Raw genomic sequence first — 18883 nt, 5'->3', positions numbered from 1 at the left:
TCGGCCACCCCCGGCCGCGACGAGCTTCCCCGATGTCCCGAGGATCGGCCCGTGCCGTTCACCCCGTTCCGCAGCCCGCCTCCCCGAGCGCGGGCGATGGCCGCCGCCCCCGTCCCCGCGGCGGGCCGTACGCCGCCCATGACCCCGGTCCTGCTGACCCTCCTCGCGGTCGTGGCGCTGAGCGGCTGCGGAGCCCCGCCCGAGCTGCGGCAACCGGCCGGGGTGCCGCAGGCCACCGGCACCCCGACGGCACCCGGTCCGACCGGCGCGCCGACGGGGTCGCCCACCGTCCCGCCGGCCCGCACCCCGTCGGCTACCCCCGACGCCGGTCTGGTCGCCACCGCCTGCCGGAACGGGCCGACCGGGCAGCAGGTGGTGCGGCTGCTGCGTGGCCGGGCCGCCGTCCTCCCGGACAACGTGCAGGTGAAGGTCCGCACCGGGCCGCTCTGCGCCACCGACTGGCAGTACACAGTCGTGGAGGTGACCGGGCACGAGGCACTCCAGGTCGTCACCACGGGTCGCCCCGCCGCCCTCGAACTGGTCACCGCCGGCACCGACGTGTGCACCATCGAGGTCCGGGCCGCCGGGCCAGCCGGCATCCGCGCCCTCGCCTGCGATGCTGGTCCGCCGCTCAGACCGGGTGCGTAGGCTGTTCGACATGCCCGGAACTCCGCCCACGCGCTTCGTCTACCTCGGCCCGGAGGGCACCTTCGCCGAACAGGCCCTACGCATGATCCCCGCTGCCGAACGCGGCAGCCGTACGCCCGCCCGCAGTGTCGGGGAGGCGCTGGACGGCGTCCGGGCCGGGGACGCCGATGCCGCGCTGGTGCCGCTGGAGAACTCGATAGGTGGGGCGGTCGGCGTCACGCTCGACGAGATCGTCGAGGGTGACCCGCTGGTGATCACCCGTGAGGTGATCCTGCCTGTGGAGTTCGTGCTCGGCGCACGGTCGGGCAGTTCACTGACGTCGATCCGCACTGTCGCGGCGCATCCGCAGGCGTCCACCCAGTGCCGGGGCTGGCTACGCGAGCACCTACCCGACGCGGTGGTGGTCGACGTGCTCTCCAACGGCGCGGCGGCCGCCGGCGCCGGTTCGGGGGAGTTCGACGCGGCGATCTGCGCCCCGATCGGGGCTGCCCGGCACCGCCTCGCGGTGCTCGCCGACAAGATCGCCGACCACCCCGACGCGGTGACCCGGTTCGTGCTGGTCTCCCGTCCCGGCCCGCCCCCGCCGCCGACCGGCGACGACCTCACCTCGCTTGCCGTCTACATCGCCCACGACCGGGTGGGCGCGCTGCTGACCGTGCTCATGGAGTTGGCCGTCCGGGGGGTCAACCTGACCCGCATCGAGTCCCGGCCGACAGGCGAGGCGCTGGGCCGGTACGTGTTCTTCCTGGACTGCACAGGGCACGTGGCCGACGTGCGGCTGGGCGAGGCGTTGCAGGGGCTGCGCCGGGTCTGCGCCGAGGTCCGCTTCCTGGGCTCCTATCCCCGACACCGGTGGGCCGAGTCGGCGGGCGAGTTGCCCGTCCCGGCGCCGGCGGGCCTCTCCGACGTCGACTACGCCGACGCGGCGGCCTGGCTGGCCCGCCTGCGCACCGGCGAGCTGGCCTGACCCGGGCGGGGCGCCCCCGAGGGCCAGGGGCGCCCGCGAAGCCGTGTCAGCTCAGCAGACCACCGAGCAGACCGCCCTCCTGCTGCTGCTGACCGCTGCCCATTACCGGCGGCTCCTCGGACGGCTGCACCACCACGAAGCCGTGACCGGCGAAGCTCATCGTGTACGCCTCGCCGGTGCGCCGGCCCAGCAGCGTGCCGAGACCGAGCTGCTCGGCGCGGTGGTAGCCGGTCTGGAGGTTGGCCGACCAGCAGACCGCGGCCTGCGGGTCGACGTACGTCGGGGCGTCCACGTTGAGCACCACAGGGGTGCCCTTTGTGGTGACGGCGATCCGGCCGTACCCGCTGAAGACGCAGTTGAAGAGACCCGACGAGGCCATGCCGGCGCCGCCGACCATCTTGATGTCGTACTGGAGGGTCGAGTCGAAGGCGAGCACGCTGGAGCCGTTGATGGAGAGGGCGTCGCCCGGCTCCAGGTCGATGACGTGCACGTCCTTGGCCAACTCGGCGAGGAAGACGTCACCCTGGCCGGTGACCCTCATCAGCGGGACGCCCTCGCCGGTGAGCTTCTGCTTGAGGAACTTGCCCAGCCCGCCCGAGCCCAGGGCCTGGAACTGCACGTTCCCCTGGTAGGCGACCATCGACCCGACCCGGGCCATCGCCTCGCCGTTGAGCTCGATCTTCAACATCTTGGAGTTCTGCAGCCGCATGCCGGCCTGCGGGGATTCCTTCTCCAGGTTCTCGGCGGAGAACAGCTCGCTGCGCATGAAAGGTGCCTCCTGAATGGGTCGCGTTCGCTGCGTCGACGGTAGGCGACCTCAGCAAGCACGGGCCATCGGCCGAGCGGCGTGGCGCCGTCGGACAGCAGCGCAGGCTCAGCCCCAGCCCAGCGCGTGCAACCGCGCGTCGTCGATGCCGAAGTGGTGGGCGATCTCGTGGACAACCGTGACAGCCACCTCGTCGATGACGTCCTCGTCGTTGTCGCAGATCCGCAGGATCGGGCGGCGGTAGATGAAGATCCGGTCCGGCAGCACGCCGGAGTAGTCCCAACCCCGGTCGGTGAGCGCGTGCCCCTCGTAGAGGCCGAGCAGGTCGGGCTCACCGGGAGGCGGGTCGTCCTCGACCAGGATCACCACGTTGCTCATCAGGCCGAGCAGTTCCCCGGGCACCTCGTCGAGGGCGTCACCGACCAGCTCCTCGAAACGCTCGCGGGTCATCTCCACCGACACGCCACCCATTGTGCCCGATGCCCGGCCGATCGGTTCGGTCGCGCCGCTGGGCCCTGTCCGAGGTCCGAACGTTCGCGGAGGGAATCAAGCGCGGCGGGGTTTGGGCTCCGCGCGTGCGCGGAGGGAGCGGCCGCCCGGGACCGGGCCGTGGCTCCCTCCGTGCACGTACGGAGTGCGGGTCGCTGGCTCAGGAGGCCAGGCGAGCGGTGAGGGTGATCTCGGCGCCCGGCGAGAGCAGGCGGGAGATCGGGCAGTTGGCCTTGGCGGCCTCGGCGAGCTTCTGGAACTCCGCCTCGTCGACCCCGGGCACCTGGCCGACGGTCTCCAGGTCGATCCGGGTCACCGTCATCCCGGCGTCGGTCTTGTCCAGGTGGACCTTCGCGGTGGTCTCGACCGAGGTCGGCGTCGTGCCGGCGTCGGCGAGCGCCTTCGAGAACGCCATCGAGAAGCAGCCGGCGTGCGCGGCGGCGATCAGCTCCTCCGGGTTGGTGCCCTCGCCCTCCTCGAAGCGCGACTTGAAGGAGTAGTTGCCGGACAGGCCGCCCTTACCGGTGCGGACCGTGCCGGCGCCCTCGGTGAGATTGCCCTGCCATTGTGCTGAAGCGGTACGGATAGGCATGAGGAGAACGCTAGCGGATAGGTGACCGCCGAGCGACCGACCGGCGCCGACGCCCACCCTGCGATCCCCGTCACCTCATCGACGGCCCGCCGTGGGTGGTGTCGGAAGGGGCGACAGCCGTGCGCTCTGTGCCATGATTCGACGCAGGCCCGTGACCGGCAGAGGGGATGGCCGATGTCCGAGGAACTGCCGATCCCCCGGCAGGGCGAACCGTCCGACGGGCCGACCGTGATCGAGTGGGGTGGCGACGACGAGCCCACCGAACGGCGGCGCTTCGGTTGGTCCCTGGCCGGCTTCACCCAGGACCCTCGGCTGCCCGTGCTGCTCGCCGGGCTGGGCGCGGTCGCCGGGGTCGCCTCGCTTGTCGGCGAGTGGATGGTGATGACCCTGCCGAGCAGCGGAGGGATCGGCACCAGCACGATCGACGTTCCGGCCGGGGTGTCCGACATCGGCGGTTTCGGGGTCGGCTACCTGGTCGGTCTGCTGGGCCTGGTCTGCGCCGTGGCGCTGGCTCTGCGGGGCACCGCTGCCGTCCGGCCGAACGCCCGGCTGATGGGGCTGACCCTCTCCGCAGCCCTGCTGGTGCTGCTGGTCGCCGCGACCGCGACGCTCAACGAAAGCGGTCAGCGGACCTACTTCTACGCACCTCAGGACGGTTTCCGGGTCGAGTACGGCCGTGGCCTGGTGATGGCGTTCGTCGCCTGCGTGCTGCTCGGCGCGGCCCTGCGGCTGGCGTCGACCGCCATCGAGGGCGCACCGCCTGGCACGCCGGAGGGCGACCGTCCCGACGGCGGGGTTCCGGGGCGCGGCTGGCGTCGCCGCCGGGACCGGGCCTCGGCCCAGGAGGACGGCCTGCCTGCGCCGGCCGACCTGACAGTCACCTCGGCAGTCCCGTTCACGCACCCCCAGCCTCCGGCCTGAGCCGCACGGAGCCGGCCCTGGCGGGTCCGGTCCGGCAGTCGCGCCCACACCTCCTGACCTGCGCGGACCGGGCCGTGGAGGATACGGCTCGGCGGTCACGCCCACACCGCCTGACCTGCGCCCTCGTCGACCCCGGCGGTAGGCCTCCCGTTGGCGCCCGATTCGCGTGGAAGCCATGGTTGCGCCCCGTTGGGCGAGGTACGGTTGCTGCCCGCCGTCACGCCGGGTCTCGACCAGGGCCGCACGGCAGGCTGCGACGGCGGCGGGCGAAGGAGGAGCGATGACCCGCCCGGGACTGCCCAAGCTGATCGCGACCGACCTCGACGGCACGCTGGTTCGCAGCGACGAGACCGTCTCCGCGTACACCCATGGGGTGCTGGACCGGGTGCGGGCCGCCGGAATTCCGGTGGTCGGCGCGACTGGACGCGGCCCCCGGTTGACCGAGTTGACGCGCAACGACATCCGGGCCGCCGACTTCCTGGTGATGGCCGGTGGCGGCCGGGTCGTCGACCAGAGCGACCCGACCGGCCCGGTGGTGCTCCGCGACGAGCGGCTGGCCGGCGAGGTGCTTGCACAACTGCTCGCCGACCTGGAGGCCGAGGTCGGTCCGCTTACCGTCATGGTCGAGGCGTCCGACGAGCACGACGCCCCGCTCTGGGGCGACTACCACGCGAGTTGGCCCTACCAGGACCGGTTCGAGGAGCGCACCCGCGCCGAGTGCCTCTCCTGCGACGTGATCAAGGCGTTCGCGCGAACCGCCGACCACCACGTCGACGAACTGCTCGCGGTGGCCCGCCAGATCATCCCGCCGCAGGTCGCCACGCTCACCCAGGCCGGGCTCGGCTTCATCGAGATCTCCCCGCCCGGCGTGGACAAGGCGACCGGGCTGACCGCTGTGGCGCAGGCCCTCGGTGTCGACCCGGGTGACGTGCTTGTCTTCGGAGACATGCCCAACGACCTGCCGATGTTCGAGTGGGCCGGGTGGTCCCGGGTGGCGGTGGCCAACGCCCACCCCGCCGTGCGCGCCATCGCCGACGAGGTGACGCTGCGCAACGACGACGACGGGGTGGCGGTTTATCTGGACCGACTACTGTCCCGGTGATGGGAGAGACCCCTCGGCTGATCGCCACCGACATAGACGGCACATTGATCCGGGACGACCACACGGTGAGCGCCCGCACCGCAGGGGTGCTGGCCCGACTCGTCGCGCAGGGCACGCATGTCGTGCTTGTCACCGGCCGTCCGGTCCGCTGGCTCAAGATGGTGTACGAGCAACTGGCTGAGCCGCTGCCGGCGGTCTGCGCCAACGGTGCCGTGGTCTACGACCCGGTGCGCGACGAGGTGCTGCGAGCCGATCCGCTCGCCCCGCAGCACCTGGCCGAGGTGGCCGAGCGGCTGCGCGCCGAGGTGCCCGGCATCAGCTTCGCCGTGGAGATCCTGGACAGCCGGGAGATGCGTCACGAGACGCACTACCCGCTGCGCTGGGACGTCGACCCCGACGGCATCCGGCCGATCGAGTCGCCGGAGGAGTTGCTCTCCGTGCCGGCGGTGAAGCTGCTCGCCCGGGCCGGTGAGCAGGACCCGGACGCGTTCGCCGCGCTGATCGCCGCAGCGGTGGCGGGGCTCGCCGAGGCGACGCACTCGTCGTCGTCGGGGCTTGTGGAGATCTCCGCGGCCGGGGTGACAAAGGCGGCCGGGCTCGACTGGTACTGCGACCGGCTCGGCGTGGCGGCGGCGGACGTCGTCGCCTTCGGTGACATGCCCAACGACGTGCCCATGTTGACCTGGGCCGGCCGCGGCGTGGCGGTGGCCAACGCGCACCGCGCCGTCCTGGCGGTCGCCGACGAGGTCACGGCGGCGAACTCCGAGGACGGCGTGGCCGCGTACCTGGAGAAGGTTTTCGGGGTGGGCTGAGCGGCCCGGGGCCCGACGGTCGGTCAGAGGTACTGACCGGTGTTGTGCCCCTCGCCGCCGCCCGGCTGGCCGATGCCCGGCATCCCGGGCACCATCGGGCCGGGGCCGCTGGGCAGCGCCTGCCGGCCGCCGCGCATCTGCTCCAACTGCACGCGGGCGGCCATCTGCTGGGCGACCAGGGCGGCCTGGATGCCGTGGAACAGCCCTTCCAGCCAGCCGACGAGCTGGGCGTGCGCGATGCGCAGCTCACTCTCGCTCGGGGCCTTGTCCTCAGTGAAGGGCAGCGAGATCCGCTCCAACTCGTCGCGCAGCTCGGGGGCGAGGCCGTCCTTGAGCTCGACGATGGAGCGCTCGTGGATCTCCCGCATCCGGTGCCGGCTGGCGTCGTCCAGGGGCGCGGCCCGGACCTCCTCCAGCAACTGCTTGATCATGCTGCCGATCCGCATCACCTTGGCCGGCTGCTCGACAAGGCGGGTCGGGTCTTCGCCCTGGCCTTCCTCGGTCTGCACCGTGCCGATCGGCCGCCCGTCCGCGCCGACCACCACCACGGTGCCGGAGTGGCCGGAGTCGTCCGGACCGGGATCGTCGTTCTGTCCAGCGGAGCGCGCTTCGGTCATGGGGTCCATCTTTACCCAGTGGGCGCGACCCATGCCGCTCGGGACCGACTCCCGGGGCCGAACCACCCGGCCGGGACGCGCTACCGTGCCGGAATGCCTGGCGACCCACGTGACGTGCTGACCCGGCCCGCACCCGAGCCGGACCGGACAGTGGCCTACGGCGACCACCCGGACCAGGTGGCCGACCTGCGCCGGCCGGCCGGGACCGGCCCGGCCCGGCCGCTGGTCATCGTGGTGCACGGCGGCTTCTGGCGGGCCGAGTACGACAGAGGGCACACCGGGCCGCTCGCCGCCGCGCTCGCCGCCAGGGGGTACCCGGTCGCGCAACTGGAGTACCGGCGCACCGGGCAGCCGGGCGGCGGTTGGCCCGGCACCTTTACCGACGCGCTGACCGGGATCGCAGCGCTGCCGGCGTTGGCCGCCGAGGCACTGCCGGGTCGGGTGAGCGATGCCGCCCCGATCCTGATCGGTCACTCCGCAGGTGGCCACCTGGCCCTGTACGTGGCGGCGACCGCGCCGTCGACGGTGGGTGCGGTGCTGGCCCTGGCCCCGGTGGCCGACCTGGTCGAGGCGTACCGGTGGGACCTGGATGCGGGCGCGGTGACCGCGCTGCTGGGCGGCGGCCCGGCGGAGGTTCCGGACCGGTACGCGGCGAGTGATCCTCGATTGCTGGTACCCATGCGACCACGGACAGTAGTTATGCACGGGTCTGTGGATCTGCAGGTTCCGGTGGCGATGAGCCGGGACTTCGTCGCGGCAGCACGTGCCGCAGGGTCCGATATTTCCCTTGTCGAACTGCCTGGATGCGAGCATTTCGGGCTCATCGACCCCGAGTCGGCCGCATGGCCCAAGGTCCTCGATGCATTGCGTTCCCTGCACGAAGATCACTAGCCATTGACGCAGCGTCGCGGAGCAGGTAGAACGCCCGGAGGGGCGTGTTCTGCCCTGCAACGCTCACGGGGAAGGAACTCGGTGTCGCAGATGAATCGCAGGCGGGCGCTCCAACTGTTGGCCGCGCTCGGTACGACCGGATTCGCCGCTGCGTGCGGCTCCGACACCGATGACCAGCCGGCCACCAACCGCAGCCCGATCAAGATCGGTCTGATCGTACCCAAGGGTGGCGGTGTCAAGTCCATCGGCGACGACATCACCAACGGCTTCCAACTCTTCCTGGACCTGCACGGCCAGCAGCTGGGCGGGCATCCGGTGGAGCTGCTGACAGCCGACGAGGGTGAGACCGCCAAGAGCGGCAAGGCAGCCGTCGACCAACTGCTCAAGCAGAACGTGCTGGCGCTCACCGGAGTGGTCAGCTCGTCGGTGATGGTCGGCATCCGCGACACCGTGGAGGAGGCTCGGGTCCCGCTCATCGGGTCGAACGCCTCGCCGAGCAGTCTGCAGAGCGTCGTCTACATCTGGCGCACCTCGTACGTGCTGGACGAGGCCGGCCGGGCGCTGGGCCGCTACCTGCGCGACCAACTGCCGGCGAACGGCCGGGTGGCGATCATCGTGCCGGAGAACGTGGGCAGCCCCGACGTGGTGCGCGGCTTCCGGCAGGAATTCGGCGCCTCCGACCCACGGATCGCCGACCCGGTGACAAACACCAACCCGACCTCCAGCCCCGGCAAGACCACCTACGTGGCGGACATCGAGAAGGCGCTGGCCAAGAAGCCGACGGCGGTCTTCTGCTTCTTCGCGGGCGCGGCAGCCGTGGAGTTCATCAAGCAGTTGCGCGACAGGTTCTCCGGGCCGGTCTACGCGCCAGGCTTCCTCACCGAGGGCACCGTGCTGGAGAGCCTGGGCCAGGACGCCCTGGGCATCCAGACCGCGCTCAACTACTCGGCCGACCTGAACAGCACGTCGAACCGGGTCTTCGCCTCGGCCTACCGCAAGAAGCACCAGATCACGCCGACCACCTACGCCATGGCGTCGTACGACGCGGCGCAGGTGCTCGACCAGGCCATCCAGCTCACCGGCGGGTCGCCCACGCCCCAGCAGGTAAACCTGGCACTGGGCAGGATCGGCCAGATCGACAGCCCGCGCGGCATCTGGCAGTTCAACCAGCCGCGTACCCCGCAGCAGAAGTGGTATCTGCGGGAGGTGCAGCGCGACGGTCAGGCCACGTCGAACGTGCTGATCAACGAGCTGGCCACGCTGGGCTGAGCACCACCTGAGCACGATCAGGGGCCGGTCTCCCAGGCGGGAGGCCGGCCCCTGACGTACGCGGCAGAGTTCGGGTCAGTGCCGCAGTTCGGCGATGCAGCACTTCACGCTGCCGCCGCCCTTCTTCAACTCGGCCAGATCGACCGGGACCGGGTGGTAGCCGGCGGCCTTGAGCTTGCCGGCCAGCCGGGTGGCCTCGCTGTTGAGCACCACGTTCGCGCCGTCGCTCACCAGGTTGATCCCGAAGGCCATCGCGTCCGAGTCGTCAGCGATCACCGCGTCCGGAAAGAGTTGCGTGAGCACCCGCTGGCTGGCCGCGGAGAACGCGCCCGGGAAGTAGACGATGTTCGAGTCGTCGATCGCGGCGAGCGCCACGTCCAGGTGATAGAAGCGGGGGTCGATCAACCGCAGCGACACCACCGGACGGCCCAGCGCCTCCTGCGCCTCCGCGTGCGCCGGGATCTCGGTCCGGAAGCCGTGCCCGGCCAGGACGAGCCCGCCATGCGCCTCCGGCACGTACGCGAAGTCACCCTCGCCCTCGTTGGTCTCGTTCGGCGCGATGAACCGGCAGCCCTGCGACTCGTAGAAGGCGTGGTGAGCGGCAGCCTCCGCGGCCCGCTGCTCGTGCTTGAACCGTGCGCCGTACACGCTGCCGTCCACCATGAAGGCGCCATTGGCGGCATAGACCATGTCGGGCAGGCCCGGCTCGGCCGTGAGCACGTGCACGTCGTGACCGAGGCCGACAAGCGTCTCGCGCAGGCGGTCCCACTGCGTGACGGCCAGGTCCCGGTCGACAGGGGTGGTCACGTCCATCCACGGATTGATCGCGTACTCGACCGCGAAGTGCTCGGGCGAGCACATGAGATATGTCCGCTTTCGCGAGACTCGCTGCTGGTTCACGGTCACCAAGAGTAGGTACGGTTGAACTTTGGTAACAGCCACAACCATTGCTTCCCAGAGGCGGAACGTTGCAGATCGACGCGGTAGACCAGCGGATCATTGCGTTGCTCGTCGCCGACGCCCGTGCGTCGTACGCCGACATCGGCACCCGGGTGTCACTCTCCGCCCCGGCGGTCAAGCGCCGGGTGGACCGACTGCGCGCCACGGGCGTGATCAAGGGATTCACCGCCGTCGTGGATCCGGCGGCCGTCGGGTGGACCACCGAGGCGTTCGTCGAGCTGTTCTGCGCCGGCCGGACCACCCCGGCGCAGATCGGCGTGGCCGCCCGCCGACACCCGGAGGTGGTCGGCGCGTACACCGTCTCCGGCGAGGCGGACGCGCTTGTGCACCTGCGCGCCGCCGACATCGCCCACCTGGAGGCGGCGCTGGAGCGGCTCCGCGCCGAGTCCTTCGTGACGTCCACCCGCAGCACAATCGTGCTGTCCCGACTGGCCGAGTCCCCCGGCGTCGGCCCGTCCACCCGCTGACCTTGACCTCAACCCCGGTTGAGGCAGTGGACTGGCCGTGACGTGCGGGCACGACGCCCGCCGTGACCGAGGAGGACCGCATGCGGGCAATCTGGCTACGGGAGTTCGGTGGACCCGAGGTGCTGGTGCCCGGCCCGGCACCCGACCCGACACCCGGCCCCGGTCAGGTCCTGATCGACGTCGCGCACGTCAACATCACCTTCATCGAGACGCAACTACGCTCCGGTCGACCCGGGCCGTTCCAGGTCACCCCACCACTGATCCCCGGCAACGGCGTCGGCAGGCTGATCGCCGCCGTCGGGCCGGACGTCGACACGGCACTTGTCGGCCGGCGGGTGGTCAGCGCCACCGGCGGCTCCGGCGGGTACGCCGAACGCGCGGTCGTGGACGCGTCCGCACCCTTCCAGGTGCCCTCCGGGCTGGCGCTTGACGCGGCGGTGGCGCTGCTGGCCGACGGACGCACCGCGACGTTACTTGTCGAGGCGGTCGGCGTCCGACCCGGTGACCGGGTGCTTGTGGAGGCGGCGGCGGGCGGCGTGGGGAGCCTGCTCGTGCAGCTCGCGGCGAGCGCCGGCGCACGGGTGATCGGTGTGGCCGGCGGCGCACGCAAGGTGGACCTGCTGCCCAGCCTCGGTGCCGAACTGGCAGTCGACTACCGCCAGCCGGGCTGGGCCGACCAGATCCGGGAAGCGATGGGCGGCCTCGACGTGGTGTTCGACGGTGTCGGCGGGGCGATCGCCCGGACAGCCTTCGAGCTGCTGTCCACTGGTGGCCGCATGGTCAGCTTCGGGCTGGCCAGCGGCGAGTGGTCCCCCGTGTCGACGGAGGACGCCGCGGCCCGCCAGATCACGCTTGTCCGCTCGGACGCGCCGCCCGCGCGGATGCGGGCGTACACCGACCAGGCGCTGGCCGCCGCGGCGGCCGGTCAGTTACGGCCACTGATCGGCCAGCGCTTCCCGCTGGAGCGCGCCGCCGACGCGCACGCCGCCATCGAGGCGCGCGCGACGGTCGGCAAAACCCTGCTCGACGTGGCCTAGAGATACATGCCGGTGCGGTGCTCGGCGTCCTCGCGTCGCACCGGCTTGTCACCCTCGCTGAAGAACCGCTTGCCGCCGAACTCGCCGTGCAACCGGTCGTCCAACTCGTCGGCGAGACCTGTCATCACCTGCACCGCGAGCATCAGGTGGGTGGCCTGGAAGTTGCGGCCGAACACCGGGATGGACGCCCAGACCGTGTCGTCGGCGCAGTAGAGGCGACCGATCGGCATCCGGTTGGTCAGCTCGGACAGCTTGACGTAGAGCCGCTCGGTGGGCTCGACCTCGGTGAGCACCGGGGAGAAGACATCCACCAGGGGCGGATTGTCGCGCACCCGCACGAAGACCATCGCCGAACCAGCGCGGATGTTGATGTCGCCGTCCGAGTCGATCTGCAACCGGTCGGGCTCGGACTTCAACATCGTGGACACCACTGTGCGTACGCGCTCCGCCAGGTCGAGCATGTCGTCCCGCCCCGTGGCGGCCGCCTCGGCAAGAGCCTCCTCCAGGTCACCCTCGACGTCGGCGTCCGGGCCGAACTCGCTGCGCGCGGTGCCCAGCGGCTCCACTGTCAACGGCTCGCCCTGCTCGTCGTGCACGAGATAGACGAGGAAGGCCGGGTGCGGGGCACCGTAGACGTCGCGAAGCGTCCGGGACAGCAGCGGCGCGACTCGGGCCGCCTCCGCCGTCGTACCGTTCAGCCCGAACGAGCCACCGGACCCGGGCACCACCCCGGGTGGGGACCAACCCAGGGCCACCATGTCCGCCACCGCCGCCCGATCCAACCGGAAGCCCTGCGGCAGGGCGGCGTTGCCGACCGCACGCGCGGAGAGCCCACCGTCGTCGGTCACGTCGACGCTTATCGAATAGACAGCGTCCCCCGTACCGGAGGCGGTGGGGTCCAGAGTCAGCTCGAGGTGCGCGCCGGCGGGCAGTTCCCGCAGTCGCACGGCGAGCATTCGGGCGAACTCCCGCCACGCCTCGGTCACCTTGGCCCGCAGGTCGGTGGTGCTGGGTCCGTCGAGCAGGATCGACTCCGCCGGCCCGGATGTGCCGCCGGGCCGCTCACCCTCCGGCGCCGAGGGGTGGTCAGCCGTCATGATCGCCTCCGTCCGTCACGATCACCCTACCCACGCCGCCCGAGCGACGACTCAGGCCGGACCGGGATCGGACACCGGCGCGACCGGCCAGTTGGCGGCGAGGGCACTGAGCCGGGCCGCGGCGTCCGCCGGGTCGGCGCCCTGCCCCACCGCCAGCCCCAGCAGGTACGTCGTGACCGGCGCGCCCGGACGCAGCACCTGGTGGGCGACGTCCCGGGCCAGGTCCAGCACGGCCGGCACCGGCACCTGAGCCCCGTCGAGACCCACCTCGGCGCACGCCGCCGTGACCCAGTCGTCAAGTGTCGTCATCGCACCCACTCCTTCGCCTGGCGGACATCGTCGTCAGTGTCGCAATCGAACCAGGGTGGCGGGCCGCTGCCCGCCCAGGGCACCTCGCGGACCACCAGACCAGCCAACAGCGCCCGGACCGGAGCCCCGGCCAGGTCACCGCCCCGCTCGGCCGACAGACGGGCCAGCCCGGACCGGAGCGCGGCGACCCGCCACACCCCGCAGAGCGACTGCCGTCGCCCGTCCGTGTCGACGAAGCACACCCCGTCGATCTGCCCCGGGCCGCCACGCACACCTTCGGCTACCGGTGCGGCCGCCCCGCCGGAACGTGCCGTGCCGAGATGGGTCAGCAGCTCACCGACCGCGGCGCGGGTGAGCAGCGGCAGGTCGGCGGCGAGCAACGCGACCACTGCCGTGTCCGGGTCGAGCAACGCCAACCCGGCAGCCGTCGCGGCGACCGGGCCACCGCCGGGCGGATCCTCCCGGGTGACGAGCACCCCGGCCGGGACCACATCGGCCGGACCGACAAGCATGCGCGGCGCGGCATCGGTGACGGCCGCCAACACCCGGTCCCGCATCGAGCGGCCACCGACCGCGAGCGCGGTCTTGTCGACCCCGCCCATCCGTCGGGCAGCCCCACCGGCGAGCACCACCGCGGCGTACGTCCCCATCCGGTCACGGTAGCCGGGTCGGTGCCCCACCGGCAGTAACTGCCGTGGCCGATCCCGGGCAGCTGTGCGGGCGTACCGGCGTGGGGTGCAGGATGACAGGATGGGACGGGCGACTGACCGACGGGGCGTACTCCGGATCGACCTGGGCGCGGCGGCCGACGGGCGCGGTGCCGTTCGCCGGCCGGACAACCTGGCGGTGGAGGAGCCGCTGGAGATCCGGGTGGGCGCGGCCGGTCCCGGGCGGCGAAGGCCTCTCGCCGTCACGATGCGCACCCCCGGCGACGACCTGGATCTGGCCATCGGGTTCCTGCTGACCGAGGGGCTGATCCGGTCGACCGACGACGTGCTGACCGCCCAGCTCTGCGCGGGCGCGGAGACGCCGAACACGTACAACGTGGTGGACGTGGTGCTCGCCCCCGGCGTGCCGGAACCGACCACCGATCCGTCCCGGAACTTCTACACGACCAGTTCATGCGGGGTCTGCGGCAAGGCCAGCATCGACGCGATCCGGACCCGGTCGCTGTTCGACGTGTCGGCGGACCCGCTCACCGTGCCGGCCGCACTCCTCACCGAGTTGCCCGACCGGCTCCGCGCGGCCCAGCGTGGCTTCGACCGGACCGGCGGGCTGCACGCGGCGGGGCTGTTCACAGCGGCCGGAGACCTTGTGGTGCTCCGCGAGGACGTGGGTCGACACAACGCGGTCGACAAGGTGATTGGTTGGGCGGTGCGGGAACGCCGGCTGCCGCTTACCGGGCACCTGCTGCTGGTCTCCGGTCGGGCCAGCTTCGAACTGACCCAGAAGGCGTGGATGGCCGGTCTGCCGCTGCTGGCCGCGGTGTCCGCGCCGAGCACCCTTGCCGCCGAGCTGGCCGAGGAGGCGGGCATGACGCTCGTCGGCTTCCTGCGTGGCAACACGATGAACGTCTACGCCCGCCCCGAGCGGGTCACAGTCTGATCACCAGCTCGTCCAACAGCCCCAACCGGAGCACGGCATCGCGGGCCAGCAGGAACCCGGCGATGCCGAGGATCCAGCCGAGCATGCCGCCGGAGTGCCGCGCGATCCAGGCGTTGAGCCGGCCCAGCACCGGCTCGACAAGCCTCGGCCACGCCAGCCGCGCCCCCAGCAGCAGCGCCGCCGGCACCACCATGACCAGGCAGTAGCCGGCGAGCAGCCCGACGATCTGCGCCGCCCCGAGCCCGGAGGTGGTCAGCAGGCCGACCGCGCCGAGGTACGGCAGCATCGTCGCCACCTCCGCGAGCGCGGCGAGCAGCGCCAGCCCCACCAGCCAGCGCGTCGAGGAGTCGCCGGAGGTCGCCCGGTCCCGCCACCGCAGCACGCCGCCCCCACGCGGACGTCGTTTGCCGTCGTAGCGGAAGCTCAACGCGAACAGCCCGACCCCGAGAGCGAGCTGCGCCCAGAGCACCGGCCGGTTGTCCAACGCCCCGCCGAGCACGTCGGCCAACTGGCTCCCGCCCACGGCGAGCAGCAGCCCGACCCCGAAGTAGAAGACGACGATCGTGCCGAGGTAGACGAGGATCCGCCGGGCGTTGACAGTCCCGGGCGCGAGCAGCAACCAGACCGGGATGAAGAGGGTGCCGATGCTTGTGCTGTCGACAAGTGCCAGGCCGGCGAGCGACAGCAGCAGGCCGGCGCTCATGTGCGGCGTTCACGTGGTGGGGGCATCTGCTGATTCTGCGGCGGCCTCACCCCGGATGACTCGCCCCGTGGAACGAACGTCCGCTACATCCTTCGACGGACCACACCGGCGCGCACCGAGCCGCCTCCTAGCGTGGTCGAGCGCCGTCGAGGAAGAGCGCGACAAGTTGGGTGCTGCCCTCGGGTTCGTTCATGAGGTCGATCGCGCGGGCGAGATGGAGGAACGCGTTCATGAGCAGCCAGGGATCGCCGCTGACGTCTCCTGCCTCGACCGCTTCGCGGAAGAGCCCGACGACCGGATTGAGGACGCCGCTCACGTACCGTTCGGACACGTCGGTTCTCGTCTCCTCGGAGACGAGGTCCAGCGCGTCGTAGACACGCTGCTCGAAGGAGATGGCCCGGGTCGGGTGCTCCGCCGAGACGACTGCGAGCGCCCGCAGCCGCTCTTCCAACGGCCCTTCGGTCGCCAGCGCCGCCGCGATGCGGGCACGGAGTTGCTCCACGAATCTCAGCGCCACGGCCGAGTAGAGCTCTTCCTTGCCACCGGGGAAGTGGTGGTAGATGGACGGCTTCTGGATGCCTACCGCCCGTGCGACGCCGACGAGCGACACCCCCTGGTAGCCCACGACTGCCAACTGCTCGCTGAAGGCGTCCACGATCTGTGAGCGGGTGTCTGCCATGGCGGTCATCGACTCCTCCGAGCGTGGTTCAGGGCCACAACGCAGGCGGCGACTCCAACGAGCACAAGCGTAGCCAGGGCGACGAGAGCCACTGGCGCCGCGGAGAGCACGGCACCGCTTTCGAGCTGGCGAGCCGTGTCCACGACGTAGCTGAGCGGGTTGACGGTCGCGATCACGCGCATCCAGCCGGCGAGTTCGTCCACCGGAGCGAACACGCCTGTGAAGAACGACAGCCCGAACACGGCGAGTGTCACGAGGTTGGTGCTCGCCGCCGAAGCCGACCTGATCGCGACGGCGATGCTGAGCAGCGCGATGCCCAGGCCGAGCGTGAGCATCAGGACAATCATGGCGGTCACCCCCGCCCAGCTCTCCGGCCGGTAACCGATGAGCACCGCCCCGGCGATCGTGGTGAGCATCCCGATGGTGACGGCGACGAGCGCCGCGACGACGGCCCCGACGAGGAACGGGGTGCTCGTGCCGTGTGCCAGCCGGAGTCGATCGAGGTAGCCGCTGGTGATGTCCCGGAGGACGAGCGTTCCCGCCGTGCCAGCGCCGGTGGCCACACCGGTGAGCAGAATCAGCGGCAGCAGGAACGAGATGAAGCTGCCGCCCGCGAGATAGCCGCTGCCGACGGTGCTGAGCTGCCCCGAGTAGATGAGCAGGAAGAAGAGCGACTGCGCGACCGGGGCGACCAGGAGGGCCGGAGAGCGCAGGACCGCCCGGGTGGAGCGCCTGGTCGCGGCGACGGTGACCGCGAGCACGGCCCCACGCGAGGGGGCGAGAGGGACGTCGAGAAGCGTCACGTGTGGCGTCCTTAGCGGGAGTTGGTTGGGCCCGCGTCAGCGGGCGGCGAGAGCGACGAAGACGTCGTCGAGCGAGGGTTCGGTCAGGCGGATCTCCTCGATCCCGTCGGCGGCCCGACCGATGTCGTCAAGCGCGGTCTTCAGCGCCTCCGCGTCGTTGGAGAGTGCGAGGCGCACCGTCCGTGGCTCCTCGGGCTCGGCGCGGAACTGGGCACGCGCGGAGGACAGGAACACCTGTGCGGTGGGCTCGTCCGCCAGCCCGAGGGTCAGGGTGCGTTCACCGACCCACCGTTTCAGCGACTCGGGGGAGCCCTGTGCGGTGACCGCGCCGTCGCGGAGCACCACGATGTCGGTGGCGAGGACATCCGCCTCGTGGAGATCCTGAGTGGAGATCAGGAAGGTCCGGTCGTTCTGGTTGAGTCGTCTCAGCTCATTCCAGAACTCCATGCGGCTGAGCGGGTCGAGACCGGTGGTCGGCTCGTCGAGGATCACGACCGGGGGTTCGGAGACCAGGGCCACGGCGAGGTCGACCTTACGACGCGTTCCGCCGGACAGCTTCGAGATCCGTGTCTTGTGCTGCTCCCCCAGACCGAAGAGTTCGAGAAGTTCCCGGGTGCGGCGTGCGGCGACCGGTCGGCCGAGTCCGAGCGCGACGCCCTGGAAGTTGAGCACCTCGGTCGGGGTGGCGAGCGGGTCCAGTGCGTTGGCCTGCGGCGTCAGACCGATCAGCCGTCGGGCTTCGCGAGCCTGGGTGACCGTGTCGTGGCCGTCGACAGTCACGGTGCCGGAGGTCGGGGTGCGCAGCGTGGCGATGATCTCCAGGAGGGTGGATTTTCCCGCCCCGTTGTGCCCGAGGACCACCGTGCGGCTGCCCCGTTCGACAGTCAGCGAGAGCTGGTTCAGTGCGTTTCGGGCTCCGTAGGACTTCGTCAGGTCGCTGACGACGATTGCGGGGTTGGTGGCCATGGCGGTCACCCTACCTATCGGTAGGTAGGGTGCCCAACCGGAGTGATGCGGCAGACACAAGGGCTGCGCGACGCCGGTCAGTCCCTGCCACGTCGGCGCCTCTTGCGCGGGCGGACCACCCCGGGCATGCCGACCGACGGCCAGCCGTCCAGCTCGGACGGGGGCACGCCGCGCCGCAGCAGGTCGTCCAGGAGCAGGGCGAGCGAGTAGTCCGGGTTCAGGCCGAGCGTGCGCTCCAGCGCCACCGCCGCAAGCGCACCCTGCCCGGCTCGCCACGCGGCGAACGCCAGCAACGCACCCGGCGCTGCGGTCAACTCCGGCTCGGCCCGGCGCAGCACGTCGGTCCAGAGGGCGATGTCCCGGTCACGGCCATCGGTGCGCTCCCAGGCGTGGTCGCGGACCGGCAGGTGGGTCAGCAGCAGACACAGCCACGCCACCTCGTCGTCGTCGAGTCGCTCACCGCGCCGCTGCCGGCGCTGCGCCTCGCGGACCGCCGCCACCCCGGCGGAGCGCACCGCCCGGCCGCCGAGCAGGTCGCTGGCGGGCGCGTGCTCGATCAGGTCCACCAGCCGCTGCTCGGCCCGGACGGTAGCCGCGCGCAGCGCGTCCCGGGCGGGGCCGTCCACCGGTGACACCTGCGCCACGAGGGCGGCCCGGTCGGGGAGAGCCACCTGACCGGCGAAGACAGCCGACGCGGTGACCTGGTTGGCCGCCGGGTCGTAGCGCCGACCCTCCGGTGGGCAGCAGTCGGCCTCGGTGCAGAGGTAGGACCACCAGCGGCCGTCGGTCACCCGCAGCGCGTCGAGCACCTCCAGCCCGGCACCGGTAAGCGCGGCGCGTACGGCGTCCACGCTCGGGGTCACCCGGTCGGGCGGCCCGTAACCCACGACGGTGGCGGCCTCCGCGCCCTGCCGGAGGATCACCCCGGCCAGGTGCCGGGCCCGATCGACCGGATCCGTGCCGGGCTCGGGCAGGTCGGCGCGGGCGGCGAAGATGATCTGTCGCCCGCACAGCGCCACCGCGACCACGCTGTCGGCGGGATGGAAGCCCAGCAGGTACGGCACGGCGGCGAGCAGGTCGGCGGGCGAGCGGACGGCGAGCTGCGGGCGTTCGGTCGAGGTCATGGGGGCAGCCTGCGGGCCGCTCATCCGGCTGCGCCGCCCCTGTGGATGACACGCGACTT

The 18883-nt window shown here is 71.7% G+C and carries 23 protein-coding genes; 10 read left to right on the top strand and 13 right to left on the bottom strand.

The features are described from left to right. Positions 1-138 precede the first annotated feature (138 nt). Positions 139-648: a hypothetical protein gene (locus ACFY2Q_RS03885; protein ID WP_387127599.1), complete on the top strand. Its 510-nt coding sequence runs from the start codon at positions 139-141 to the stop codon at positions 646-648. A 10-nt stretch (positions 649-658) separates the two neighbouring features. Continuing rightward, on the top strand, positions 659-1615 hold the full coding sequence (gene pheA, locus ACFY2Q_RS03880) for a prephenate dehydratase (RefSeq protein WP_387127290.1): 957 nt from the start codon (positions 659-661) through the stop codon (positions 1613-1615). Between the two features lie 46 nt (positions 1616-1661). On the opposite strand, the gene ACFY2Q_RS03875 is transcribed toward pheA, so the two are convergent. The 3 genes from ACFY2Q_RS03875 to ACFY2Q_RS03865 all read right to left on the bottom strand — a co-directional run bounded on the left by ACFY2Q_RS03875 (position 1662) and on the right by ACFY2Q_RS03865 (position 3462). Continuing rightward, positions 1662-2381, bottom strand: a complete 720-nt coding sequence (locus ACFY2Q_RS03875; RefSeq protein ID WP_387127288.1) for an AIM24 family protein — start codon at positions 2379-2381, stop codon at positions 1662-1664. 108 nt (positions 2382-2489) lie between these two features. Next, positions 2490-2837 carry a metallopeptidase family protein gene (locus ACFY2Q_RS03870; protein ID WP_387127597.1) on the bottom strand — a complete coding sequence of 116 codons (348 nt, stop codon included), beginning with the start codon at positions 2835-2837 and terminating at the stop codon, positions 2490-2492. 193 nt (positions 2838-3030) lie between these two features. Further along, a complete protein-coding gene (locus tag ACFY2Q_RS03865; protein ID WP_387127286.1) occupies positions 3031-3462 on the bottom strand; it encodes an OsmC family protein in 432 nt (143 codons plus the stop codon). 174 nt (positions 3463-3636) lie between these two features. Here ACFY2Q_RS03865 and ACFY2Q_RS03860 point away from each other — a divergent pair, with 174 nt between their 5' ends. From ACFY2Q_RS03860 to ACFY2Q_RS03850, 3 genes are all read left to right on the top strand, one after another. Next, positions 3637-4383, top strand: coding sequence for a hypothetical protein (locus tag ACFY2Q_RS03860; protein ID WP_387127283.1), 747 nt, complete (start codon positions 3637-3639; stop codon positions 4381-4383). A gap of 280 nt (positions 4384-4663) precedes the next feature. Continuing rightward, positions 4664-5485, top strand: a complete 822-nt coding sequence (locus ACFY2Q_RS03855) for an HAD family hydrolase (RefSeq protein WP_387127281.1) — start codon at positions 4664-4666, stop codon at positions 5483-5485. Further along, positions 5485-6297: an HAD family hydrolase gene (locus ACFY2Q_RS03850; protein ID WP_387127279.1), complete on the top strand. Its 813-nt coding sequence runs from the start codon at positions 5485-5487 to the stop codon at positions 6295-6297. Before ACFY2Q_RS03855 ends, ACFY2Q_RS03850 begins: the two co-directional genes overlap by 1 nt. A gap of 23 nt (positions 6298-6320) precedes the next feature. Here ACFY2Q_RS03850 and ACFY2Q_RS03845 read toward each other — a convergent pair whose 3' ends face one another. Beyond that, complete coding sequence (locus ACFY2Q_RS03845) at positions 6321-6923, bottom strand: bacterial proteasome activator family protein (protein ID WP_387127277.1); 603 nt, start codon at positions 6921-6923, stop codon at positions 6321-6323. 84 nt (positions 6924-7007) lie between these two features. Between ACFY2Q_RS03845 and ACFY2Q_RS03840 the strand changes: the two genes are divergently transcribed. Both ACFY2Q_RS03840 and ACFY2Q_RS03835 read left to right on the top strand, forming a co-directional pair. Next, entirely contained in the window at positions 7008-7805 is a 798-nt protein-coding gene (locus ACFY2Q_RS03840; RefSeq protein ID WP_387127275.1) for an alpha/beta hydrolase family protein, read from the top strand. Between the two features lie 81 nt (positions 7806-7886). Beyond that, a complete protein-coding gene (locus ACFY2Q_RS03835) occupies positions 7887-9074 on the top strand; it encodes an ABC transporter substrate-binding protein (protein ID WP_387127273.1) in 1188 nt (395 codons plus the stop codon). Positions 9075-9149: 75 nt separating this feature from the next. Here ACFY2Q_RS03835 and ddaH read toward each other — a convergent pair whose 3' ends face one another. After that, entirely contained in the window at positions 9150-9983 is an 834-nt protein-coding gene (gene ddaH, locus ACFY2Q_RS03830) for a dimethylargininase (RefSeq protein WP_387127271.1), read from the bottom strand. A gap of 59 nt (positions 9984-10042) precedes the next feature. On the opposite strand from ddaH, the gene ACFY2Q_RS03825 reads away from it, so the two are divergent. Then, entirely contained in the window at positions 10043-10501 is a 459-nt protein-coding gene (locus ACFY2Q_RS03825) for an Lrp/AsnC family transcriptional regulator (protein WP_387127269.1), read from the top strand. Between the two features lie 80 nt (positions 10502-10581). Continuing rightward, on the top strand, positions 10582-11538 hold the full coding sequence (locus ACFY2Q_RS03820; RefSeq protein WP_387127267.1) for a zinc-binding dehydrogenase: 957 nt from the start codon (positions 10582-10584) through the stop codon (positions 11536-11538). On the opposite strand, the gene ACFY2Q_RS03815 is transcribed toward ACFY2Q_RS03820, so the two are convergent. Genes ACFY2Q_RS03815 through ACFY2Q_RS03805 form a run of 3 tightly spaced genes read right to left on the bottom strand, consistent with a single transcriptional unit; the run spans position 11535 to position 13732 of the window. Next, positions 11535-12635, bottom strand: a complete 1101-nt coding sequence (locus tag ACFY2Q_RS03815) for a hypothetical protein (RefSeq protein WP_387127265.1) — start codon at positions 12633-12635, stop codon at positions 11535-11537. The genes ACFY2Q_RS03820 and ACFY2Q_RS03815 overlap by 4 nt on opposite strands. A gap of 51 nt (positions 12636-12686) precedes the next feature. Next, entirely contained in the window at positions 12687-12944 is a 258-nt protein-coding gene (locus ACFY2Q_RS03810) for a DUF6457 domain-containing protein (protein ID WP_387127263.1), read from the bottom strand. Beyond that, complete coding sequence (locus ACFY2Q_RS03805) at positions 12941-13732, bottom strand: molybdenum cofactor guanylyltransferase (RefSeq protein WP_387127595.1); 792 nt, start codon at positions 13730-13732, stop codon at positions 12941-12943. The genes ACFY2Q_RS03810 and ACFY2Q_RS03805 overlap by 4 nt, the downstream gene beginning before the upstream one ends. On the opposite strand from ACFY2Q_RS03805, the gene fdhD reads away from it, so the two are divergent. Further along, the gene (gene fdhD / locus ACFY2Q_RS03800) at positions 13695-14549 is read left to right on the top strand and encodes a formate dehydrogenase accessory sulfurtransferase FdhD (protein WP_387127261.1); all 855 of its coding nucleotides are present in this window, start codon (positions 13695-13697) and stop codon (positions 14547-14549) included. The genes ACFY2Q_RS03805 and fdhD overlap by 38 nt on opposite strands. Here the strand turns inward: fdhD and ACFY2Q_RS03795 are convergent. From ACFY2Q_RS03795 to ACFY2Q_RS03775, 5 genes are all read right to left on the bottom strand, one after another. Further along, positions 14539-15252: a GAP family protein gene (locus ACFY2Q_RS03795; RefSeq protein WP_387127259.1), complete on the bottom strand. Its 714-nt coding sequence runs from the start codon at positions 15250-15252 to the stop codon at positions 14539-14541. The genes fdhD and ACFY2Q_RS03795 overlap by 11 nt on opposite strands. A 127-nt stretch (positions 15253-15379) precedes the next feature. Further along, positions 15380-15940 (bottom strand): TetR/AcrR family transcriptional regulator, encoded by a 561-nt coding sequence (locus ACFY2Q_RS03790; RefSeq protein ID WP_387127257.1) that lies wholly within the window; start codon positions 15938-15940, stop codon positions 15380-15382. Further along, positions 15937-16734 carry an ABC transporter permease gene (locus ACFY2Q_RS03785; protein ID WP_387127255.1) on the bottom strand — a complete coding sequence of 266 codons (798 nt, stop codon included), beginning with the start codon at positions 16732-16734 and terminating at the stop codon, positions 15937-15939. Before ACFY2Q_RS03785 ends, ACFY2Q_RS03790 begins: the two co-directional genes overlap by 4 nt. Positions 16735-16770: 36 nt before the next feature. Further along, complete coding sequence (locus ACFY2Q_RS03780; RefSeq protein WP_387127253.1) at positions 16771-17700, bottom strand: ATP-binding cassette domain-containing protein; 930 nt, start codon at positions 17698-17700, stop codon at positions 16771-16773. 77 nt (positions 17701-17777) lie between these two features. Then, entirely contained in the window at positions 17778-18824 is a 1047-nt protein-coding gene (locus tag ACFY2Q_RS03775) for a DUF4192 domain-containing protein (protein ID WP_387127251.1), read from the bottom strand. Positions 18825-18883: the final 59 nt, after the last annotated feature.

It is taken from the genome of Micromonospora sp. NPDC000316, from assembly GCF_042898885.1.
Taxonomy (GTDB): Bacteria; Actinomycetota; Actinomycetes; order Mycobacteriales; family Micromonosporaceae; genus Micromonospora.
Note: the sequence above shows the minus strand (reverse complement) of the source record. Positions and strands in the feature narration are given on the sequence as shown.

Coding starts and splice junctions, on each gene's coding strand:
- ACFY2Q_RS03865 (WP_387127286.1), bottom strand. CDS start 3,462: ATGCCTATCCGTACCGCTTCAGCACAATGGCAGGGCAATCTCACCGAG.
- ACFY2Q_RS03780 (WP_387127253.1), bottom strand. CDS start 17,700: ATGGCCACCAACCCCGCAATCGTCGTCAGCGACCTGACGAAGTCCTAC.
- ACFY2Q_RS03820 (WP_387127267.1), top strand. CDS start 10,582: ATGCGGGCAATCTGGCTACGGGAGTTCGGTGGACCCGAGGTGCTGGTG.
- fdhD (WP_387127261.1), top strand. CDS start 13,695: ATGGGACGGGCGACTGACCGACGGGGCGTACTCCGGATCGACCTGGGC.
- ACFY2Q_RS03795 (WP_387127259.1), bottom strand. CDS start 15,252: ATGAGCGCCGGCCTGCTGCTGTCGCTCGCCGGCCTGGCACTTGTCGAC.
- ACFY2Q_RS03790 (WP_387127257.1), bottom strand. CDS start 15,940: ATGACCGCCATGGCAGACACCCGCTCACAGATCGTGGACGCCTTCAGC.
- ACFY2Q_RS03775 (WP_387127251.1), bottom strand. CDS start 18,824: ATGACCTCGACCGAACGCCCGCAGCTCGCCGTCCGCTCGCCCGCCGAC.
- ACFY2Q_RS03855 (WP_387127281.1), top strand. CDS start 4,664: ATGACCCGCCCGGGACTGCCCAAGCTGATCGCGACCGACCTCGACGGC.
- ACFY2Q_RS03850 (WP_387127279.1), top strand. CDS start 5,485: ATGGGAGAGACCCCTCGGCTGATCGCCACCGACATAGACGGCACATTG.
- ACFY2Q_RS03815 (WP_387127265.1), bottom strand. CDS start 12,635: ATGACGGCTGACCACCCCTCGGCGCCGGAGGGTGAGCGGCCCGGCGGC.
- ACFY2Q_RS03810 (WP_387127263.1), bottom strand. CDS start 12,944: ATGACGACACTTGACGACTGGGTCACGGCGGCGTGCGCCGAGGTGGGT.
- ACFY2Q_RS03840 (WP_387127275.1), top strand. CDS start 7,008: ATGCCTGGCGACCCACGTGACGTGCTGACCCGGCCCGCACCCGAGCCG.
- ACFY2Q_RS03885 (WP_387127599.1), top strand. CDS start 139: ATGACCCCGGTCCTGCTGACCCTCCTCGCGGTCGTGGCGCTGAGCGGC.
- ACFY2Q_RS03845 (WP_387127277.1), bottom strand. CDS start 6,923: ATGGACCCCATGACCGAAGCGCGCTCCGCTGGACAGAACGACGATCCC.
- ACFY2Q_RS03875 (WP_387127288.1), bottom strand. CDS start 2,381: ATGCGCAGCGAGCTGTTCTCCGCCGAGAACCTGGAGAAGGAATCCCCG.
- pheA (WP_387127290.1), top strand. CDS start 659: ATGCCCGGAACTCCGCCCACGCGCTTCGTCTACCTCGGCCCGGAGGGC.
- ACFY2Q_RS03860 (WP_387127283.1), top strand. CDS start 3,637: ATGTCCGAGGAACTGCCGATCCCCCGGCAGGGCGAACCGTCCGACGGG.